This window comes from Cryptocyanus atlanticus LEGE 06306 (assembly GCF_056633155.1).
In genome coordinates this window covers 38915-54481 of the sequence record NZ_JBSJOZ010000008.1, presented here as the reverse complement: position 1 = coordinate 54481, position 15567 = coordinate 38915, and the positions used below count along the sequence as shown (strand labels likewise).

Below are 15567 nucleotides of genomic sequence, written 5' to 3'. Positions count from 1 at the left end.
GGCGACCCGCATGGGTCCGGATCCGGTCCATCCCGCTGAGCTCGTCCGACCGCTGGACTCGGTCGGGCTGGAAGCCATCGCCGTGGTGGGTGGCAAGAACGCCTCCCTGGGGGAGATGATCCGGGAGCTGGCCGCCAGCGGGGTGCGGGTGCCCGGTGGATTCGCCACCACCGCCGCCGCCTATCGCCTCCTGCTCAGCCGCCAGGCCCTGGAGGGGCCCCTGCGGCAGCTGCTGGAGGGCCTCGACGGCACCGATCTGGGGGCCCTGCAGGCGGCGGGAGAGGCGGCGCGCCAGCTGCTGCGGAACGCCCCCCTGCCCCCGGAGCTGGAGGAGGCCATCCTCACGGCCTACCGGAACCTGGGGGAGCCGGCGGTGGCGGTGCGCTCGAGCGCCACCGCCGAGGACCTCCCCGAGGCCAGCTTCGCCGGACAGCAGGAGACCTATCTCAACGTCCGGGGGGAGGCGGCGCTGCTCGAGGCCTGCCGCAACTGTTATGCGTCCCTGTTCACTGACCGGGCCATCTCCTACCGCCAGCGGCACGGCTACGACCAGCTGGAGGTGGCGCTCTCGATCGGGGTGCAGCGCATGGTCCGCGCCGACACCGGCGCCTCGGGGGTGATCTTCACCCTCGACACCGAGAGCGGGTTCCGCGACGCCGTGCTGATCACCGCCGCCTACGGCCTGGGGGAGAACGTGGTCCAGGGCGTGGTGAATCCGGACGAGCTGCTGGTCTTCAAGCCCACCCTGCTGCAGGGATTCCAGCCGATCGTGGGCCGTCGCCTGGGCAGCAAGGCGATCCGCCTGGTCAATGCCGATGGGGGCACCCGCAACGAACCGGTGCCGGAGAAGGAACGGCGGCGCTTCGCCCTCCGCGACGACGAGGCCCTCACCCTGGCCCGCTGGGCCTGCCGGATCGAAGCGCACACGAGCAGCCGGCGGGGCCTCCCCACCCCGATGGACATCGAGTGGGCCCGCGACGGCGACAGCGGCGAGCTGTTCATCCTGCAGGCCAGGCCCGAAACCGTGGAATCCCGCCGCTCGGCCACGGTGCTGCGCCGCTGGCATCTGGACCCCCCTGCCGAGGAGCCGATCCTGCGCGGCCGGGCCGTCGGCGCCTCGGTGTGCAGCGGACGGGCCCGGGTGATCGCCTCAGCCGCCGAGATCGACCGCTTCGAGAACGGGGATCTGCTCGTGACCGAACGCACCGATCCCGACTGGGAGCCGATCCTGAAGAAGGCCCGCGGGGTGATCACCGACCAGGGGGGTCGCACCTGCCACGCGGCGATCATCGCCCGCGAGATGGGGCTCACCGCGATCGTGGGCTGCGGGGACGCCACCGGCCGCCTGAGCGACGGGGAACCGATCACCGCCAGCTGCTGCGAAGGCGATGAAGGGCGGGTCTACCGGGGGCTGCTCCCCTTCCACCTGGAGGAGCGGGAGCTGGCCGATCTGCCGGCCACCCGCACCCGGATCCTGATGCATGTGGGCCGGCCGGAGGAAGCCTTCCGGCTGGCCGCCATTCCCTGCGACGGGGTGGGGTTGGCCCGTCTGGAGTTCATCATCGCCAACCAGATCAAGGTCCATCCCCTGGCGTTGCTGCACCCGGAGCGGGTCGTTGACCCAGCCGAGCGGGAAGCGATCGCCGCGCTCACCGCCGCCTACCCCCACCCGGCCGAGTACTACGTGGATCTGCTGGCCCAGGGCATGGGGCGGATCGCCGCCGCCTTCTACCCCCGGCCGGTGACCCTGCGCTTCTCCGACTTCAAGAGCAACGAATACGCCCGGCTGCTGGGGGGGGGGAACTTCGAGCCCAGGGAGGAGAACCCGATGCTGGGCTGGCGTGGCGCCTCCCGCTACACCTCGGCGGAGTTCCGCGGCGCCTTCGCCCTGGAATGCCGGGCCCTGCGCCGGGTGCGGGAGACGATGGGGCTCACCAACGTGATCCCGATGGTGCCCTTCTGCCGCACCCCGGAGGAGGGCGACCGGGTGCTGGCCGAAATGGCCCGCCAGGGGCTGGTGCGGGGGGCGAACGGCCTGCGGGTCGACGTCATGTGCGAGCTGCCCAGCAACGTGATCGGCCTGGAGGCCTTCGCCCAGCGGTTTGACGGCTTCTCGATCGGCAGTAACGATCTGACCCAGCTGACCCTCGGTCTCGATCGCGATTCCGCCCTGGTGGCGGAGCTGTTCGATGAGCGCCATGCCACCGTCAAGGCCATGATCCAGCTGGCGATCCGCACCGCCCACCGCTGCGGCCGCCCGATCGGCCTCTGCGGTCAGGCCCCGAGCGACCATCCCGACTTCGCCCGTTTCCTGGTGAGCGAAGGGATCGACTCGATCTGCCTCAACCCCGATGCCGTGATCGCCACACGCCTGGCCGTCGCGGCGATCGAGGCCGAAACGGATGCGGAGGCCGGCCCCGGTGTTCAGACCGCCGAGCGGCAGGTCAGGGCATAGCAGCCCCCATCCGGCCGGGGCCGCAGCAGCCTCCAGAGCAGCAGAGCCAGGGAACCGGATCGAACGGCGCTCAGCACCGCCAGGCCGATGCAGAGAGGGCAGTGGGCCAGACCCATGGGAAGGGGTGCCGTGGCGGCATCAGCTTCCGCCAGCCTGACAGTCCGGCGCCGCCGCTGGGGGCCGGCTGCTGGAATGAGGCGGAAGCGACACCCCGCTGCGGCGGAGAGGCAGGCACGTGCTGCGGCTGAGCGAACTCAAGCTCCCTCTCGATCACACTCCGGACGACCTGCGCCAGGCCGTGCTGCGGCGCCTCCAGCTCCGGCCCGAGGCCCTGGTCGGCCTGGAGGTGGCCCGCCGCAGCATCGACGCCCGCCGCCGGGACGCGATCGTGTTCTGCTACGGGGTCGATCTGGAGCTGCGCGATGAAGCCGCCGTGCTGCGCCGGTTCCGGCAGGACCCCCACCTGCGGCCCTCTCCGGACACCACTTACCGCTTCGTGGCCCGGGCGCCGAATCCGGCCGCCCTGGCGGTGCGGCCCCGGCCGATCGTGGTCGGGGCCGGACCCTGCGGCTACTTCGCCGCCCTCGTCCTGGCCCAGATGGGGTTCCGGCCGCTGCTGCTCGAGCGCGGCAAGCCGGTGAAGGAGCGCACCGCCGACACCTTCGGTTTCTGGCGCGGCCAGCGACCCTTCGACCCGGAATCGAACGTGCAGTTCGGTGAGGGCGGTGCCGGCACCTTCTCCGACGGCAAGCTCTACAGCCAGGTGCGCGACCCCCGCCACCTGGGCCGCAAGGTGCTGGAGGAGCTGGTGGTCTGCGGGGCCAACCCCGAGATCCTCACCCTGCACCGGCCCCACATCGGCACCTTCAAGCTGGCCACGGTGGTTCGGGGCCTGCGGGCCCGGATCGAAGCCCTGGGGGGCGAGATCCGGTTCCACAGCAAGGTCGAGAGCCTGGAGATCGCGGGCCCGGACCCCGGCGAGCATGGGCCGGACGGGGCTGGGGAGGCGGATCGCGCTCACCGGGAGCGGCGCGTCACCGGCGTGATCCTGGCCGACGGAACCCGGCTCGCCGCCGAGCAGGTGGTGCTGGCGGTGGGCCACAGCGCCCGGGACAGCTTCGCCATGCTGCGCCGCCAGGGGGTGACGATCGAGCCGAAGCCGTTCTCGATCGGCCTGCGGATCGAGCATCCCCAGGTGTTGATCGATCGCGCCCGCTGGGGCGCCCAGGCCGGCCACCCGCGGCTGGGACCCGCCGAGTACAAGCTGGTCCACCACGCCGGCAACGGCCGCACCGTCTACAGCTTCTGCATGTGCCCGGGCGGCCTGGTGGTGGCCGCCGCCTCGGAGGCGGGCCACCTGGTGACCAACGGCATGAGCCAGCATTCCCGCAACGAACGCAACGCCAACAGCGGCATCGTGGTGGGGCTCGATCCGGCCGATCTGGCCCCCTATGGCGACGGCCCCGATGATCCGCTGGCCGGGGTCGCGTTCCAGCGCCACTGGGAGGCGAAGGCCTTCGCCCTCGGTGGCGGCACCTATCTGGCTCCGGTCCAGCGCGTCGGGGCCTTCCTCCAGGGCACCGACAGCTCCAGCGGGCCGGGCGGCCTCCAGCCCTCCTATGCCCCGGGGGTGAGACCGGCCGATCTGAGCGCCTGCCTGCCGGCCTTTGCCACCGAGGCGATCCGCGAGGCCCTCCCCGCCTTCGAGGGCTCGATTCCCGGCTTCGCCCTGGCGGAGGCCCTGCTCACCGGTGTGGAGACCCGCACCTCATCCCCCGTACGCCTGCCCCGCGGCGCCGACCTGCAGAGCATCAACACCCGCGGGCTGTTTCCGGCGGGGGAAGGGGCCGGCTATGCCGGCGGCATCCTCTCGGCCGCCATCGACGGCATCAAGGTGGCCGAAGCCGTGGCCCTGGCGGCGCTGGCGTGAACCGGCTCAGGCCTGAGCCACGATGCCGCTCCACTGGACCGCCTTCACCTGATCGCGGCGCCAGGAGTGAAACAGCAGGGGTTCGGCCACTGTGCAGAGGGGACAGACGCTGATCTGCTCGGCGGCGAGACCCTCGTTCTCCAGCTGCAGTCGGGTGGCGAGCCGGATGTCGAGGCGGTGGCGCCCGGGCAGGGGATCCTCCAGCAGGGCGCCGCGACGGCGGAGCGGATCCAGGGGATCGGCGGCGGCCTCGCCACCCAGGCTGGCCGCCACCTGGAGCGCCACCTGGGCCCCCACTGGATAGGCGGCACCCGCCACGGCCGGGCCGAGCGCCAGGCGCAGATCGGCCCGGCGGCAGCCGGCCCGCTCCATCCGCCGAATCGCCGCCGGCACGATCCGCCCCGCCACCCCACGCCAGCCGGCATGGCAGGCCGCCGCCCGGCCGCTGGCCGGATCGGCGATCAGAACGGGCGTGCAGTCGGCACCGCAGACCCAGAGGGACTGTCCCCCCGCATCGCTGACGAGGCCATCGGCCTCCGGCCAGGGCTCCGCCGCCGCCCCCGCCGCGATCACCCGGGAGCTGTGGACCTGCCGGGTGCGATGGACCGAGACCCCGGCGCTCAGGGTCCCGGCCAGCTGCTCAGGTCCGCGGCCACTCCACTGCCGAGTGAAGAACCCGTGCTCGAAGCCTTCCAGCAGGTCGGCCTGCAGGTGGTACCCCCCGTAGCTCCCGATCCAGGTCCACCCTTCGAGGTGATTGAAGCCCAGATCGGGGCGATCGAAGGGGGGATCGACGGCGTCGGCCATGGGGAGGGGTCGGGGCTCAGGCGTCCGGCAGATCGCGCAGCAGCCAGAAGCCGTCGAAACGCTCCGAGTCTTCATCGGCGCTGATCGCCAGGAACTGGAGCCCCGCACCCAGCTGCCGGGCCGCCGTGAAAGCCTCGGAGACGCCGGCCGCCTCGGCTGGCTCGAGATTCGCCAGCAGCCAGCGATCCTCCAGCCCGGCCTCCAGCACCAGGGCAGCGGCCTCGATCCGCAGGCGGGTGGGTTCAAGGCCAGCCATCCAGCCGGCGATCGCCAGGGCCCGGGGGCCGCCGAACAGACGGAGGCCGGGGACGAGCAGATCCGGAGCCAGCCCGGGCGGGATCGGCACCAGACCCTCAAAGCCGATCTCCCAGTCAGCCGCCTCGGCCAGGGCCGCGATCGGCAGGGAGGCCCAGCTCCAGCGGTCGCCCCGGGCCGCCTCGGGAAGGGGGACCGCCAGCGCCTGCAGGGGCTGGGGGGGCGGCGCCAGCGGACCGGCCAGGTATCCGGCTTCCGCGGGATACACCTCCCGCTCCCGCTCCTGGAGCCACTCGGCCAGGGCGTAGCACCGGCGGCTCGGCACCACCTCCAGGCCGATCGCCTCGGCGGCGCGCTGTACCATCGCGCGCATCGTGGCCCGCCAGCAGCGCAGGCGGCGGGGGGGGGCGAACCCCTGGCTGGCCGCCGCCTCGAGGGCCTCGCCGAGGGCACCCTGGAGCCAGACGGAATTGACGCTCGTGGCCGGGCAGGTGCGGGCCCAGCGGAAGGAGGCGGCGCCGGGTTCGAAGGGTGGGGTGGAGCAGATCAACAGCTCCCAGCGCTTCTTGCCGTCGTCCTCCAGGACGGGGCGGGAGAAGTAGTCGAGCTCCCAGTCGGCCGCCCGTTCGGCGCCACGGCGGGGGGGGGCGGCCTGGCTCATCCGGCCTCCTGCTCCTGCTGGCGCAGGACGACGCGGGCCTTCTCGGCGCGTTCCTCCGCCTGGGCGAACACGGTGTCCCGGGCGATCAGCAGCTCGCCGGCCTCCCGCTCCAGCAGGGCGGTGTTGAGTCCGATGCGTCCGCGGCCCGGGTCGATCCGGGTGACGAGTGCCCGAACCCGATCACCCGGGGCGAACAGCTCGCGCAGATCCCGCAGCGGGCCGCCGGTGACGCTGGAGTGGTGCAGCAGGCCGCTGACACCGCCCAGATCGATGAAATAGCCATAGGGCTTGACCGCCGCCACCTGGCCGTCCACGAGCTGCCCCACCTCCAGCCGGGAGAAGAGCGCCGCCGAGGCGGCCCGCTTCTCGGACAGCACCAGCTTGCGCGTCTCGGGGTTCACCTCCAGGAAGGTGACGCCCAGGCTCTTGCCGACGAGGGCCTCATGGTTCTCACCCTCCTGGAGCTGGGAGCGGGGGATGAAGCCCCGCAGACCCTCGAGCTCGCAGGTGACGCCCCCACGGTTGAAACCACTCACCGTGACCTGCACCACCGCGGCGGTGGATTCGAGCTGTTTCACCTTGTCCCAGCTGTGGCGCAGGGCCAGGGCCCGGGCGCTCACGGTGACCATGCCGTCGGCGTTCTGCTCGCGGGTGACCAGCACCTCCACCGGCAGTCCCTTCGGAAACCGCTCCTTGAGGTTGATGATCACCCCGAGGCCGGCCTCCTTCTTGGGCATGAACCCCGGAGCCTTGCCGCCGATGTCCACGTAGACCCCATCGCTCTCGGCCCCGATCACGATGCCGCGCACCACCTCGCCGGTGGCGCCCACCGGCTCGTTCTCCTCGAGGGCGGCGAGGAAGGCGTCCTCATCGAAATCAAAGTCGTCGACGGTGCGCTCGGTCCTGGGTGCCGGGGCCGCTGCCGGCGCCGCGGCGGCTCCGCGCCCCCGGGCGGGGCCGAGCAGATCGGCCATGCTCATCCCCTCCAGGCTGGCCGTCTCGAAGCGGTCCTCGTCGGGGGCCAGGGGGGAGGAGGGCGACACCGCGGGGGAACGGGGTGCTCCCGGCTCGGGAGCCCGGGAGGGGCGGCTGGGGGAGGGGTCGGCGGCGGCCGGAGCCGCGGCCGGTTCCTCCTCCTTGCGGCTGAGGTACATCAGCTGGGGTGGCTTGCGCGGCGCCGCCGCGGCCTGCGGAGGGGTCGGCTGGGATCTGGGACCGGCCGGGGGTACGGGACGCTGCGAACCGGCCATGACCCAGGGGAACCGACAGCCCCACACTGTAAGGATCAGCCCCCGGAGCCGATGGATTCACGACCAGCTCATGCGTTGGAGTGTCTGAGCTGGCCCGAGGCCAGAACAGCCGCCGCCCGGGAGGGCAGCACGGTGGTCTGGCCCTTCGGCGCCGTGGAGCAGCACGGTCCCCAGCTGCCGCTCGGCACCGATGCCCTGTTCGCCGAACGGGTGCTGCAACGGGTGCTGGAGCGGCTTCCCGACGGACTGCCGATCTGGAGGCTCCCCCTGTTCAGCCTCGGCTTCTCTCCGGAGCATGGGGCCTTCCCCGGCACCCTCAGCCTGCCGGCCGAGCTGATGCTCTCCCTGGTGATGGCGGTGGGGGCCGATCTGGCCCGCACCGGCTTCCAGCGGCTGGTGCTGTTCAACGCCCACGGCGGCCAGATCGCCCTGCTGCAGGTGGCGGCCCGCCAGCTCCGCGCCGCCCACCCCCGGCTGGCGGTGCTGCCCTGCTTTCTGTGGAGTGGCCCACCGGGTATCGGCTCCCTGCTGCCGGAGCCCGAGCGGAGCGAGGGTCTCCACGCCGGCCTGGCGGAGACCAGCCTGATGCTGCATCTGGCCCCCGAGCTGGTGGGACCGGCCCGGCCCCGCGATGGCCAGCGCGCCGTTCCGCCGCCGACCGGATGGAGCCTGGAGGGGGCGGTGCCGAACGCCTGGCTGACGGCCGATCTCTCCGCCAGTGGGGTGGTGGGTGACACCACGGCGGCCGATGCGGAGCTGGGGGAGCAGCTGTTCGAGCGGCTGGTGAGCGGCTGGGTGGACCTGCTGTCGGCTCTGCTGTCCGGCCGCTGGCCCGCGCCCGGTTGAACCGGATCAGCCCGGTGGCTTGAGCCATTCGGGCCGGAGATGGTTACAGTCGCCCTCACGAGAACTCAGGAACGACAGTCATGCCAACCCTCGACAGCTCCGTGGCCTCAACCGCTGCCCCCGAGGCGGCAGCGGTGTCAATGGCCGCCGGCAGCGGCGACGGCATGATCGCCGGCCTTCCCGATTTCAGCAGCAGCCTCTACAAGGACGCCTACAGCCGGATCAATGCGATCGTGATCGAGGGCGAACAGGAGGCTCACGATAACTACATGTCCCTGGGGCGCCTCCTGCCCGACCAGGCCGAGGAGCTGGCCCGCCTGGCCCGCATGGAGCTCAAGCACATGCGCGGCTTCCAGGCCTGCGGGCGCAACCTGGAGGTGGAGGCCGACATGCCCTTCGCCCGGGACTTCTTCTCCCCCCTTCACGACAATTTCCAGGCGGCCCTCGCCGAAGGGAAGGTGGTGACCTGCCTGCTGATCCAGGCCCTGCTGATCGAAGCCTTCGCCATCTCCGCTTATCACATCTATATCCCGGTCGCCGATCCCTTCGCCAGGAAGATCACCGAAGGGGTGGTCAAGGATGAGTACACCCATCTCAACTACGGGCAGGAATGGCTGAAGGCCAATCTGGAGTCGAGCCGGGCCGAGCTGGAGCAGGCCAACCGCGACAATCTGCCCCATGTGCGCCGCATGCTTGATCGGGTCGCCGACGACGCCGCGGTGCTCGCCATGGAGAAGGAAGGTCTGATCGAGGACTTCCTGATCGCCTACCAGGAGGCCCTCTCCGAGATCGGCTTCAGCAGCCGGGAGATCGCCCGCATGGCCGCCGCCGCCCTGGTGGGCTGAGGCCGGCATTCCGGCTCCCCTCTGGCGATGGGCCGGCCACGGGTCCCTCGCCAGGCCGGAGCATGTAGCGTGCGCTACCCGGTGGCACACGTCCTCCCATTCGGTCTGCAACGGGTCGCTTCTCCATGTTTGGTCTGATCGGTCACTCCAGCAGTTTTGACGAGGCACGCCGCAAGGCTCTCACCCTGGGGTTCGAGGAGTTCGCCACCGGAGACCTTGATGTCTGGTGCAGTGCTCCGCCCCAGCTGCTGGAAACCGTCAGCATCACCAGCCCGACCGGCGCCACCATCCAAGGGGCCTACATCGACTCCTGCTTCGTGCCGGAGATGCTCTCCCGGTTCAAGACAGCCACCCGCAAGGTGCAGAACGCCATGGAGCTGGCCCAGAAGAACGGGATCGCCATTACGGCCCTGGGGGGATTCACTTCGATCATCTTCGAGAACTTCGACCTCTCCAAGTTCCAGCAGATCCGCTCCACCACGCTGGAATGGGATCGCTTCACCACCGGCAACACCCACACCGCCTGGGTGATCTGCCGCCAGGTGGAGCAGAACGCCCCGTTGCTGGGCCTCGATCTGGCCCGGGCGAAGGTGGCCGTGGTGGGCGCCACCGGCGACATCGGCAGCGCCGTCTGCCGCTGGCTGATCCAGCGCACCGGGGTGGCCGAGCTGTTGCTGGTGGCTCGCCAGCGTCAGCGCCTGCTCGACCTTCAGAGCGAACTGGGCGGCGGTCGGATCCTCTCCCTGGAGGAGGCCCTTCCCGAGGCCGATGTGGTGGTGTGGGTCGCGAGCCTCCCCCAGACCCTGAGCATCGATGGGCGGAGCCTGCGCCATCCCTGCCTGATGATTGACGGCGGCTATCCGAAGAATCTCGACACCAAGGTCGCCGGCAACGGCGTGCATGTGCTCAAGGGAGGCATCGTCGCCTTCGGCAGTGACATCGACTGGCAGATGATGGAGGTGGCCGACATGGAGAATCCACGCCGGCAGATGTTCGCCTGTTTCGCCGAGGCGATCCTGCTCGAGTTCGAAGGACTTCACACCAACTTCAGCTGGGGCCGCAACAACATCACGATTGAGCGGATGGAACGCATCGGCGCCGCCTCCGTCCGTCACGGCTTTGAAGTGCTGGGGCTCGATCCCTCCCGCCTCAGCCCGCTCGCCGCCGTGGCCTGAGCAGACCCCCAACGGGCCCGCGCCCCCTCCCGCCTCGCCCCCCGCCACGCGCCGCTCCACCCATGGCCCGCCGTCCCCTGCTCGATTTCGAAAAACCCCTGGTGGAGCTGGAGCAGCAGATCGAGCAGATCCGCCAGCTGGCCAGGGATTCCGAGGTTGACGTCAGCCAGCAGCTGCTCCAGCTCGAAACCCTGGCGGCCCGGCGCCGTGAGGAGATCTTCCAGTCCCTGACTCCGGCCCAGAAGATCCAGGTGGCCCGCCATCCCCAACGGCCCAGCACGCTCGATTACATCCAGGTGATCACCGAGGAGTGGTTTGAGCTGCACGGGGATCGGCGCGGCTCCGACGACCAGGCCCTGGTGGGTGGCATCGGACGGATCGGCGACCAGGGAGTGGTGCTGCTCGGACACCAGAAAGGCCGGGACACGAAGGAGAACGTGGCCCGCAACTTCGGCATGGCCTCACCGGGCGGCTATCGCAAGGCGATGCGGCTGATGGATCACGCCGACCGTTTCCGCCTGCCGATCCTCAGCTTCATCGACACTCCGGGGGCCTATGCCGGTTTGCTGGCCGAGGAGCAGGGCCAGGGGGAGGCCATCGCGGTCAACCTGCGGGAGATGTTCCGCCTGCGGGTGCCGATCATCGCCACGGTGATCGGGGAGGGAGGCTCCGGCGGAGCCCTGGGGATCGGGGTGGCCGACCGACTGCTGATGTTCGAGCACAGCGTCTACACCGTGGCGAGCCCGGAGGCCTGCGCCTCAATCCTCTGGAGGGATGCGGCCCAGGCCCCGGCGGCGGCGGCGGCCCTGCGCATCACCGCCACCGATCTGCTCCAGCTCGGAGTGATCGACACCGTGCTGCCCGAGCCCTCCGGCGGCAACCACTGGGCACCTCTGCAAGCGGCGGAGACCCTCCGGGCGGCGCTGCAAAGCCAGCTTGAGGAGCTGGGGCGCCTGCCCATCACCGAGCTGATCGACCAGCGGTACAGCAAGTTCCGCCGCATGGGACGGGTGCTGGAGGGGGACGGGGCCACAGAATCCTCGTTCAGCTCTTAAGGTTCGTTTCGACACACGCTTCGCTTGGCCGCAGTCTTGATCACGGGTGCCTCACGGGGCATTGGTGCGGCCACCGCTCGGTGCTTCGCATCAGCGGGCTGGGATCTTCTCCTGGTCGCCCGCACCGCCTCGGATCTGGACACCGTCGCCGCCGGCCCCCGGGCCGAGGGGCGACGGGTGGAAACCGCCACCATTGATTTCAGTGATCCCTCAGCCATCGCTCCCGCCCTGCAGGAGCTGTTCGGTCGTGGGCTCGAGCCCACGGTGGTCATCAACAACGCGGGCGCGGCCTACACCGGCCCGCTGGCCGCGATGGAGCTGAGCCGGTGGCAATGGCTGATCCAGCTGAATCTCACCAGCATCTTCCAGGTCTGCCAGGCCGTTCTGCCCATCCTGCGCCACTCCCAAGCGGGGCTGCTCATCAACGTGAGCAGCCATGCCGCTCACAACGCCTTCCCCGACTGGGGGGCCTACTGCACCACCAAGGCCGCCCTGGCCTCGTTCAGCCGCTGCCTGGCAGCGGAGGAACGATCCCACGGCATCCGTGTCTGCACGCTCACCCTGGGCGCCGTCAATACGCCGCTCTGGGTGACGGAAACCGTCCACAGTTCCTTCGATCGCCGTGCCATGCTTGACCCCGCTCAAGCCGCGGAAGCCTTGCTGTTCCTTGCTCAGCAGCCTCCGTCCCAGGTGGTGGAGGATCTGACCCTCATGCCCGCCTCTGGCGCTTTCTGAAGTCATCCATGACCTCCACCCTCCCCACCAGCCCCCTGACCCGATCCATCGCGCCGGAGGCAGGTCCGAGCCCGGTGAGCCTGCGCATCCGCAACCGTCTGCAGGCCGCGGGCGTGTCCTTCTTCGCCAACGACAACGTGGCGGACCACCTTCTCGACGGTGAACTGGAGCAGCTGGAGATTGAAGTGGCCGGCAAGGTGCGTGAGATGCTCCGCAGCCTCGTCATCGATATCGACAACGACCACAACACCGAGGAGACGGCCGAGCGCGTCTCCCGCATGTATCTGCATGAGGTCTTCAAAGGTCGGTATCACAAACAACCCAAGATCGCCAGTTTCCCCAACGTCAAGAAACTCGACGAGATCTACACCGTCGGCCCGATCAGTGTGCGCTCCGCCTGCTCCCACCATCTGGTGCCGATCCTGGGAAATTGCTGGATCGGCATCAAGCCTGGCGATCGGGTGATTGGCCTCTCCAAGTTCGCCCGCGTGGCCGATTGGGTGTTCTCTCGCCCCCACATTCAAGAAGAGGCCGTGATGATTCTCGCCGACGAGATCGAGCGGCTCTGCATGCCCCAGGGGCTGGCGATTCTGGTGAAGGCACAGCACTACTGCATGAAGTGGCGCGGCGTGAAGGAACCCCAGACCAGCATGGTTAATTCCGTGATGCGGGGTGACTTCCGCCACGATCCCAGCCTCAAACAGGAGTTCTTCGAACTGGTGCGCCAGCAGGAAGCCCTGCTCTCCACCTGAGGTCCTCTCCGCCCCTCCGGCGCCGGGCTTGGCCTTCCCCGATCACCCCATCGGCTCAGCCGCCGTCCAGCCGGAATCCGGTGCGGCACCGTGCACGGCCCGCAGCATGGCTGAGACCTGGCCCAGGTCCTTGATCCCGGGGGACACCTCCACTGCGCTGGACACATCCAGCCCATGGGGTCGTACCCGCTTCAGCACGGCGGCCGCCGACTCCGGCCCCATCCCCCCCGCCAGCCACCAGGGCATGGAGGGGGCGAAACCATCGAGCCATTCGAGCGGAATCCGCCGACCACTGCCCCCCAGTTGGTCGGGAACCCAGGCGTCGAGCAGCACGGCCTCCACTGCACCGGCATAGCGCTCGACCAGGTCGAGGTCGCTGGCGGTGCGGATGCGCAGGGCTTTCCAGATGGCACAACCCAGGTCCAGACCCAGGGCCGAGCAGCGCGAGGGGCTTTCCGACCCATGCAGCTGGAGCACCTGATGGCCCTGCTCGGGTCCCAGCTCCGGCCAATCGTCATCCCCGGGATCCGCCACCACCAGCACTCCCCGACAGGCGCGGCGGGCCGCGCCGACGGCCCCGAACAGGGCCGGGCGACGGGAGGGCTCGAGCCAGCGGGGGGAGGAGCGCACCGCGATCACGCCGATGGCATCCACCCCCAGGCTGGCCACGGCCTTGGCCTGGCGGAGGGTGCGCAGACCACAGATCTTCAGCTTGGGAGTGGGCACGGCGAAGGGGGAGGCTCACTGTTTCTAGGATCGACTCACACGTCCTCGGGCACTCCTGGGGCATCGCGGAACCAGGGCGCGTGGGTGACGGGTGGCAGCTGTTGAAGATCCGAGGCATCCCCCTGAGGATCCACCCCAGCTGGTTTGTGATCCTGATCCTCGCCACGCTCGCCTTCCAGCAGCAGTACGGCCTCCAGCTGGCCGGCCAGGCCTCCGCCGCCGGCCTCTGGGCGCTCTCCCTCGGCACCGCCCTGCTGCTGTTCGTCTCGGTGTTGCTGCATGAGCTGGGCCATTCCCTGGTGGCGATCGCCCATGGGGTCAAGGTGCGGAGCATCACTCTCTTCCTGCTGGGGGGAGTGGCGAGCGTCGAGCGCGAATGCAGCACGGCCATGGGCGCCCTGCAGGTGGCCGCCGCCGGTCCCCTGGTGAGCCTGCTGCTGGCGGCCCTGTTGCTGGGCAGTGGCCATGCCGTCACCCATCTGTCTCCACTGCTGGGGGTGATGGTGGGCCAGCTCGGCAGTCTCAACCTGGTGCTGGCCCTGTTCAATCTGCTGCCGGGTCTGCCCCTTGATGGGGGTCTGATCGTCAAGGCGCTGGTCTGGCAGTGGACGGGCAGCCAGCGGCGAGGCATTCAGGTGGCGGCGGCCATTGGCCGGTTTCTCTCCCTGATGGCCGTGGCCATGGGCGCCCTTCTGCTGCTGCGGGGGGCCGGCGTCGGGGCCATCTGGCTGATTCTGCTGGGCTGGTTCGGCCTGGGCTCCTCCCGTAACCAGACCCAGCTGCTGGCCCTCCAGAAGGCCCTGCGGGACCTGCGGGTGGCCGACGCCGCCCGCCGCCGCTTCCGGGTGCTCGAGGCCGGCACCAGCCTGCAGGAGCTCAGCCGAGTCCGGCGGGGCGAGGACACGGCCCCCGCCGACTGGATCCTGGTCTGTGACGGGGGCCGCTGGAAAGGCGTCATCGATGACGAGCCCCTCACCACCCTGCCGGTGCAGCGCTGGGAGACGGAACGGGTGGGGGATCACCTCAGGCCCCTAAGCAGCCTGCCCACCATCGAGGACGAGGCCCCCCTCTGGAAAGCGGCCCTCCAGCTCGATGAGCCCGGCGTCGATCGCCTCCTGGTCCTGGGCTCGGCCGGCCTGCCCAGTGGCACGATCGAGCGTCCCGAACTCTCCGAAGCGGTGCTGTCCCGGCTGGGCCTGCGGCTGCCGCCGCCCCTGGTGGAGGCCGCCCGACGCCAGCGCAGCTATCCCCTCGGTCTGGCCCTGGGGCAGGTGGCCCGCGCCATGGCTGATGCCGGCGAGAGCTAGGGCTGGAGCCGGAAGCGGTGACGGCGGCGATCGATCGCCTCCCACTCCCAGGCCGCAAGCGGGCGGTGCATCAGGGGTCCGCCCCCCAGGGCCCTCCCGGCCGAGCGGCGCAGCCGAGGCACCAGTTCGGCGAGGGCCATCTGGAGCGGCGCCAGGGCCGGGGGCGGCGCACCGAACAATTCCCGCCAGAGCGGCTCGGGGGGATCGAGCAGCAGGCAGCCGTGCTGAAGCAGATGCCCCCGGCGCCAGAGCTGGGCACTGCCGATCCGTTTCGCCCCGCCGGGCTCCATCAGATCGGCCGGGGTGCTGGTGGCGAAACAGCTCTGCCGCTCCAGGGCGGGCCCAGCCTGGCCGTAGCCGAGGGGGGGGGCCAGGGGTGCCAACGCCTCCACCAGCCAGCCGCTGGCCATCCGGTAGGCCCGGGAGCGCTCCCGGGGGGCCTCGGGCCAGAGCAGGGCATAGGTGAGCGTGCCGGCATGCAGAACGGCGCGGCCACCGCTGGGGCGCCGCACCAGGGCCAGACGCCCCTCGGCCCCGGCGCGGCGCCAGGAGTGGGGGATCCGGCGCTGGTGGAATCCCAGCGACAAGGTGGGCACCGACCAGTCGTAGAGCCGCAGCACCGGCTCCCTCCGCCCGGCCACCAGCTGGTCGAGCAGCCAGTCGTCGATCGCCATCTGCCAGTCGCCGGCGAGACGCAGCGGCGGAATCCAGCGCCAGTGCGGCGGATAAAGGGGGGCCCTGGGGGATGCTGGAGCGCTCAAGCCTCAA

At 70.5% G+C, this 15567-nt stretch carries 15 protein-coding genes; 9 read left to right on the top strand and 6 right to left on the bottom strand.

The annotated features are described in order from the left end of the window. Positions 1-10: 10 nt before the first annotated feature. Positions 11-2455 (top strand): phosphoenolpyruvate synthase, encoded by a 2445-nt coding sequence (ppsA, locus tag ACWJI7_RS09800; protein WP_479937538.1) that lies wholly within the window; start codon positions 11-13, stop codon positions 2453-2455. Here the strand turns inward: ppsA and ACWJI7_RS09795 are convergent. Then, positions 2425-2571 carry a hypothetical protein gene (locus ACWJI7_RS09795; RefSeq protein ID WP_479937536.1) on the bottom strand — a complete coding sequence of 49 codons (147 nt, stop codon included), beginning with the start codon at positions 2569-2571 and terminating at the stop codon, positions 2425-2427. The two genes, ppsA and ACWJI7_RS09795, sit on opposite strands and share 31 nt — an antisense overlap. Before the next feature lie 119 nt (positions 2572-2690). Here ACWJI7_RS09795 and ACWJI7_RS09790 point away from each other — a divergent pair, with 119 nt between their 5' ends. Next, positions 2691-4385, top strand: a complete 1695-nt coding sequence (locus tag ACWJI7_RS09790; RefSeq protein WP_479937535.1) for an NAD(P)/FAD-dependent oxidoreductase — start codon at positions 2691-2693, stop codon at positions 4383-4385. Between the two features lie 6 nt (positions 4386-4391). Here ACWJI7_RS09790 and pgeF read toward each other — a convergent pair whose 3' ends face one another. The 3 genes from pgeF to ACWJI7_RS09775 are packed head-to-tail and all read right to left on the bottom strand — an operon-like array spanning position 4392 to position 7358. Continuing rightward, positions 4392-5192, bottom strand: a complete 801-nt coding sequence (pgeF, locus tag ACWJI7_RS09785) for a peptidoglycan editing factor PgeF (protein WP_479937534.1) — start codon at positions 5190-5192, stop codon at positions 4392-4394. 16 nt (positions 5193-5208) lie between these two features. Then, on the bottom strand, positions 5209-6108 hold the full coding sequence (locus ACWJI7_RS09780; RefSeq protein ID WP_479937532.1) for a Tab2 family RNA-binding protein: 900 nt from the start codon (positions 6106-6108) through the stop codon (positions 5209-5211). Beyond that, a complete protein-coding gene (locus tag ACWJI7_RS09775; RefSeq protein ID WP_479937530.1) occupies positions 6105-7358 on the bottom strand; it encodes a S1 RNA-binding domain-containing protein in 1254 nt (417 codons plus the stop codon). Before ACWJI7_RS09775 ends, ACWJI7_RS09780 begins: the two co-directional genes overlap by 4 nt. Positions 7359-7409: 51 nt before the next feature. On the opposite strand from ACWJI7_RS09775, the gene ACWJI7_RS09770 reads away from it, so the two are divergent. From ACWJI7_RS09770 to folE, 6 genes are all read left to right on the top strand, one after another. After that, entirely contained in the window at positions 7410-8204 is a 795-nt protein-coding gene (locus tag ACWJI7_RS09770) for a creatininase family protein (RefSeq protein WP_479937528.1), read from the top strand. A gap of 140 nt (positions 8205-8344) precedes the next feature. After that, positions 8345-9049 (top strand): aldehyde oxygenase (deformylating), encoded by a 705-nt coding sequence (locus tag ACWJI7_RS09765; RefSeq protein WP_479937658.1) that lies wholly within the window; start codon positions 8345-8347, stop codon positions 9047-9049. Between the two features lie 125 nt (positions 9050-9174). Beyond that, the gene (locus tag ACWJI7_RS09760) at positions 9175-10224 is read left to right on the top strand and encodes a long-chain acyl-[acyl-carrier-protein] reductase (protein ID WP_479937525.1); all 1050 of its coding nucleotides are present in this window, start codon (positions 9175-9177) and stop codon (positions 10222-10224) included. A gap of 62 nt (positions 10225-10286) precedes the next feature. Beyond that, positions 10287-11279: an acetyl-CoA carboxylase carboxyltransferase subunit alpha gene (locus ACWJI7_RS09755; RefSeq protein ID WP_479937523.1), complete on the top strand. Its 993-nt coding sequence runs from the start codon at positions 10287-10289 to the stop codon at positions 11277-11279. A 24-nt stretch (positions 11280-11303) separates the two neighbouring features. Then, a complete protein-coding gene (locus ACWJI7_RS09750) occupies positions 11304-12014 on the top strand; it encodes an SDR family oxidoreductase (RefSeq protein ID WP_479937521.1) in 711 nt (236 codons plus the stop codon). Between the two features lie 8 nt (positions 12015-12022). Next, positions 12023-12766: a GTP cyclohydrolase I gene (gene folE / locus ACWJI7_RS09745; protein ID WP_479937519.1), complete on the top strand. Its 744-nt coding sequence runs from the start codon at positions 12023-12025 to the stop codon at positions 12764-12766. Positions 12767-12808: 42 nt separating this feature from the next. On the opposite strand, the gene ACWJI7_RS09740 is transcribed toward folE, so the two are convergent. Beyond that, entirely contained in the window at positions 12809-13492 is a 684-nt protein-coding gene (locus ACWJI7_RS09740; protein ID WP_479937518.1) for a phosphoribosylanthranilate isomerase, read from the bottom strand. A gap of 80 nt (positions 13493-13572) precedes the next feature. On the opposite strand from ACWJI7_RS09740, the gene ACWJI7_RS09735 reads away from it, so the two are divergent. Further along, complete coding sequence (locus tag ACWJI7_RS09735) at positions 13573-14799, top strand: site-2 protease family protein (RefSeq protein WP_479937516.1); 1227 nt, start codon at positions 13573-13575, stop codon at positions 14797-14799. Here ACWJI7_RS09735 and ACWJI7_RS09730 read toward each other — a convergent pair. Further along, a complete protein-coding gene (locus ACWJI7_RS09730; protein ID WP_479937514.1) occupies positions 14796-15560 on the bottom strand; it encodes a lipoyl protein ligase domain-containing protein in 765 nt (254 codons plus the stop codon). The genes ACWJI7_RS09735 and ACWJI7_RS09730 overlap by 4 nt on opposite strands. Positions 15561-15567 lie beyond the last annotated feature (7 nt).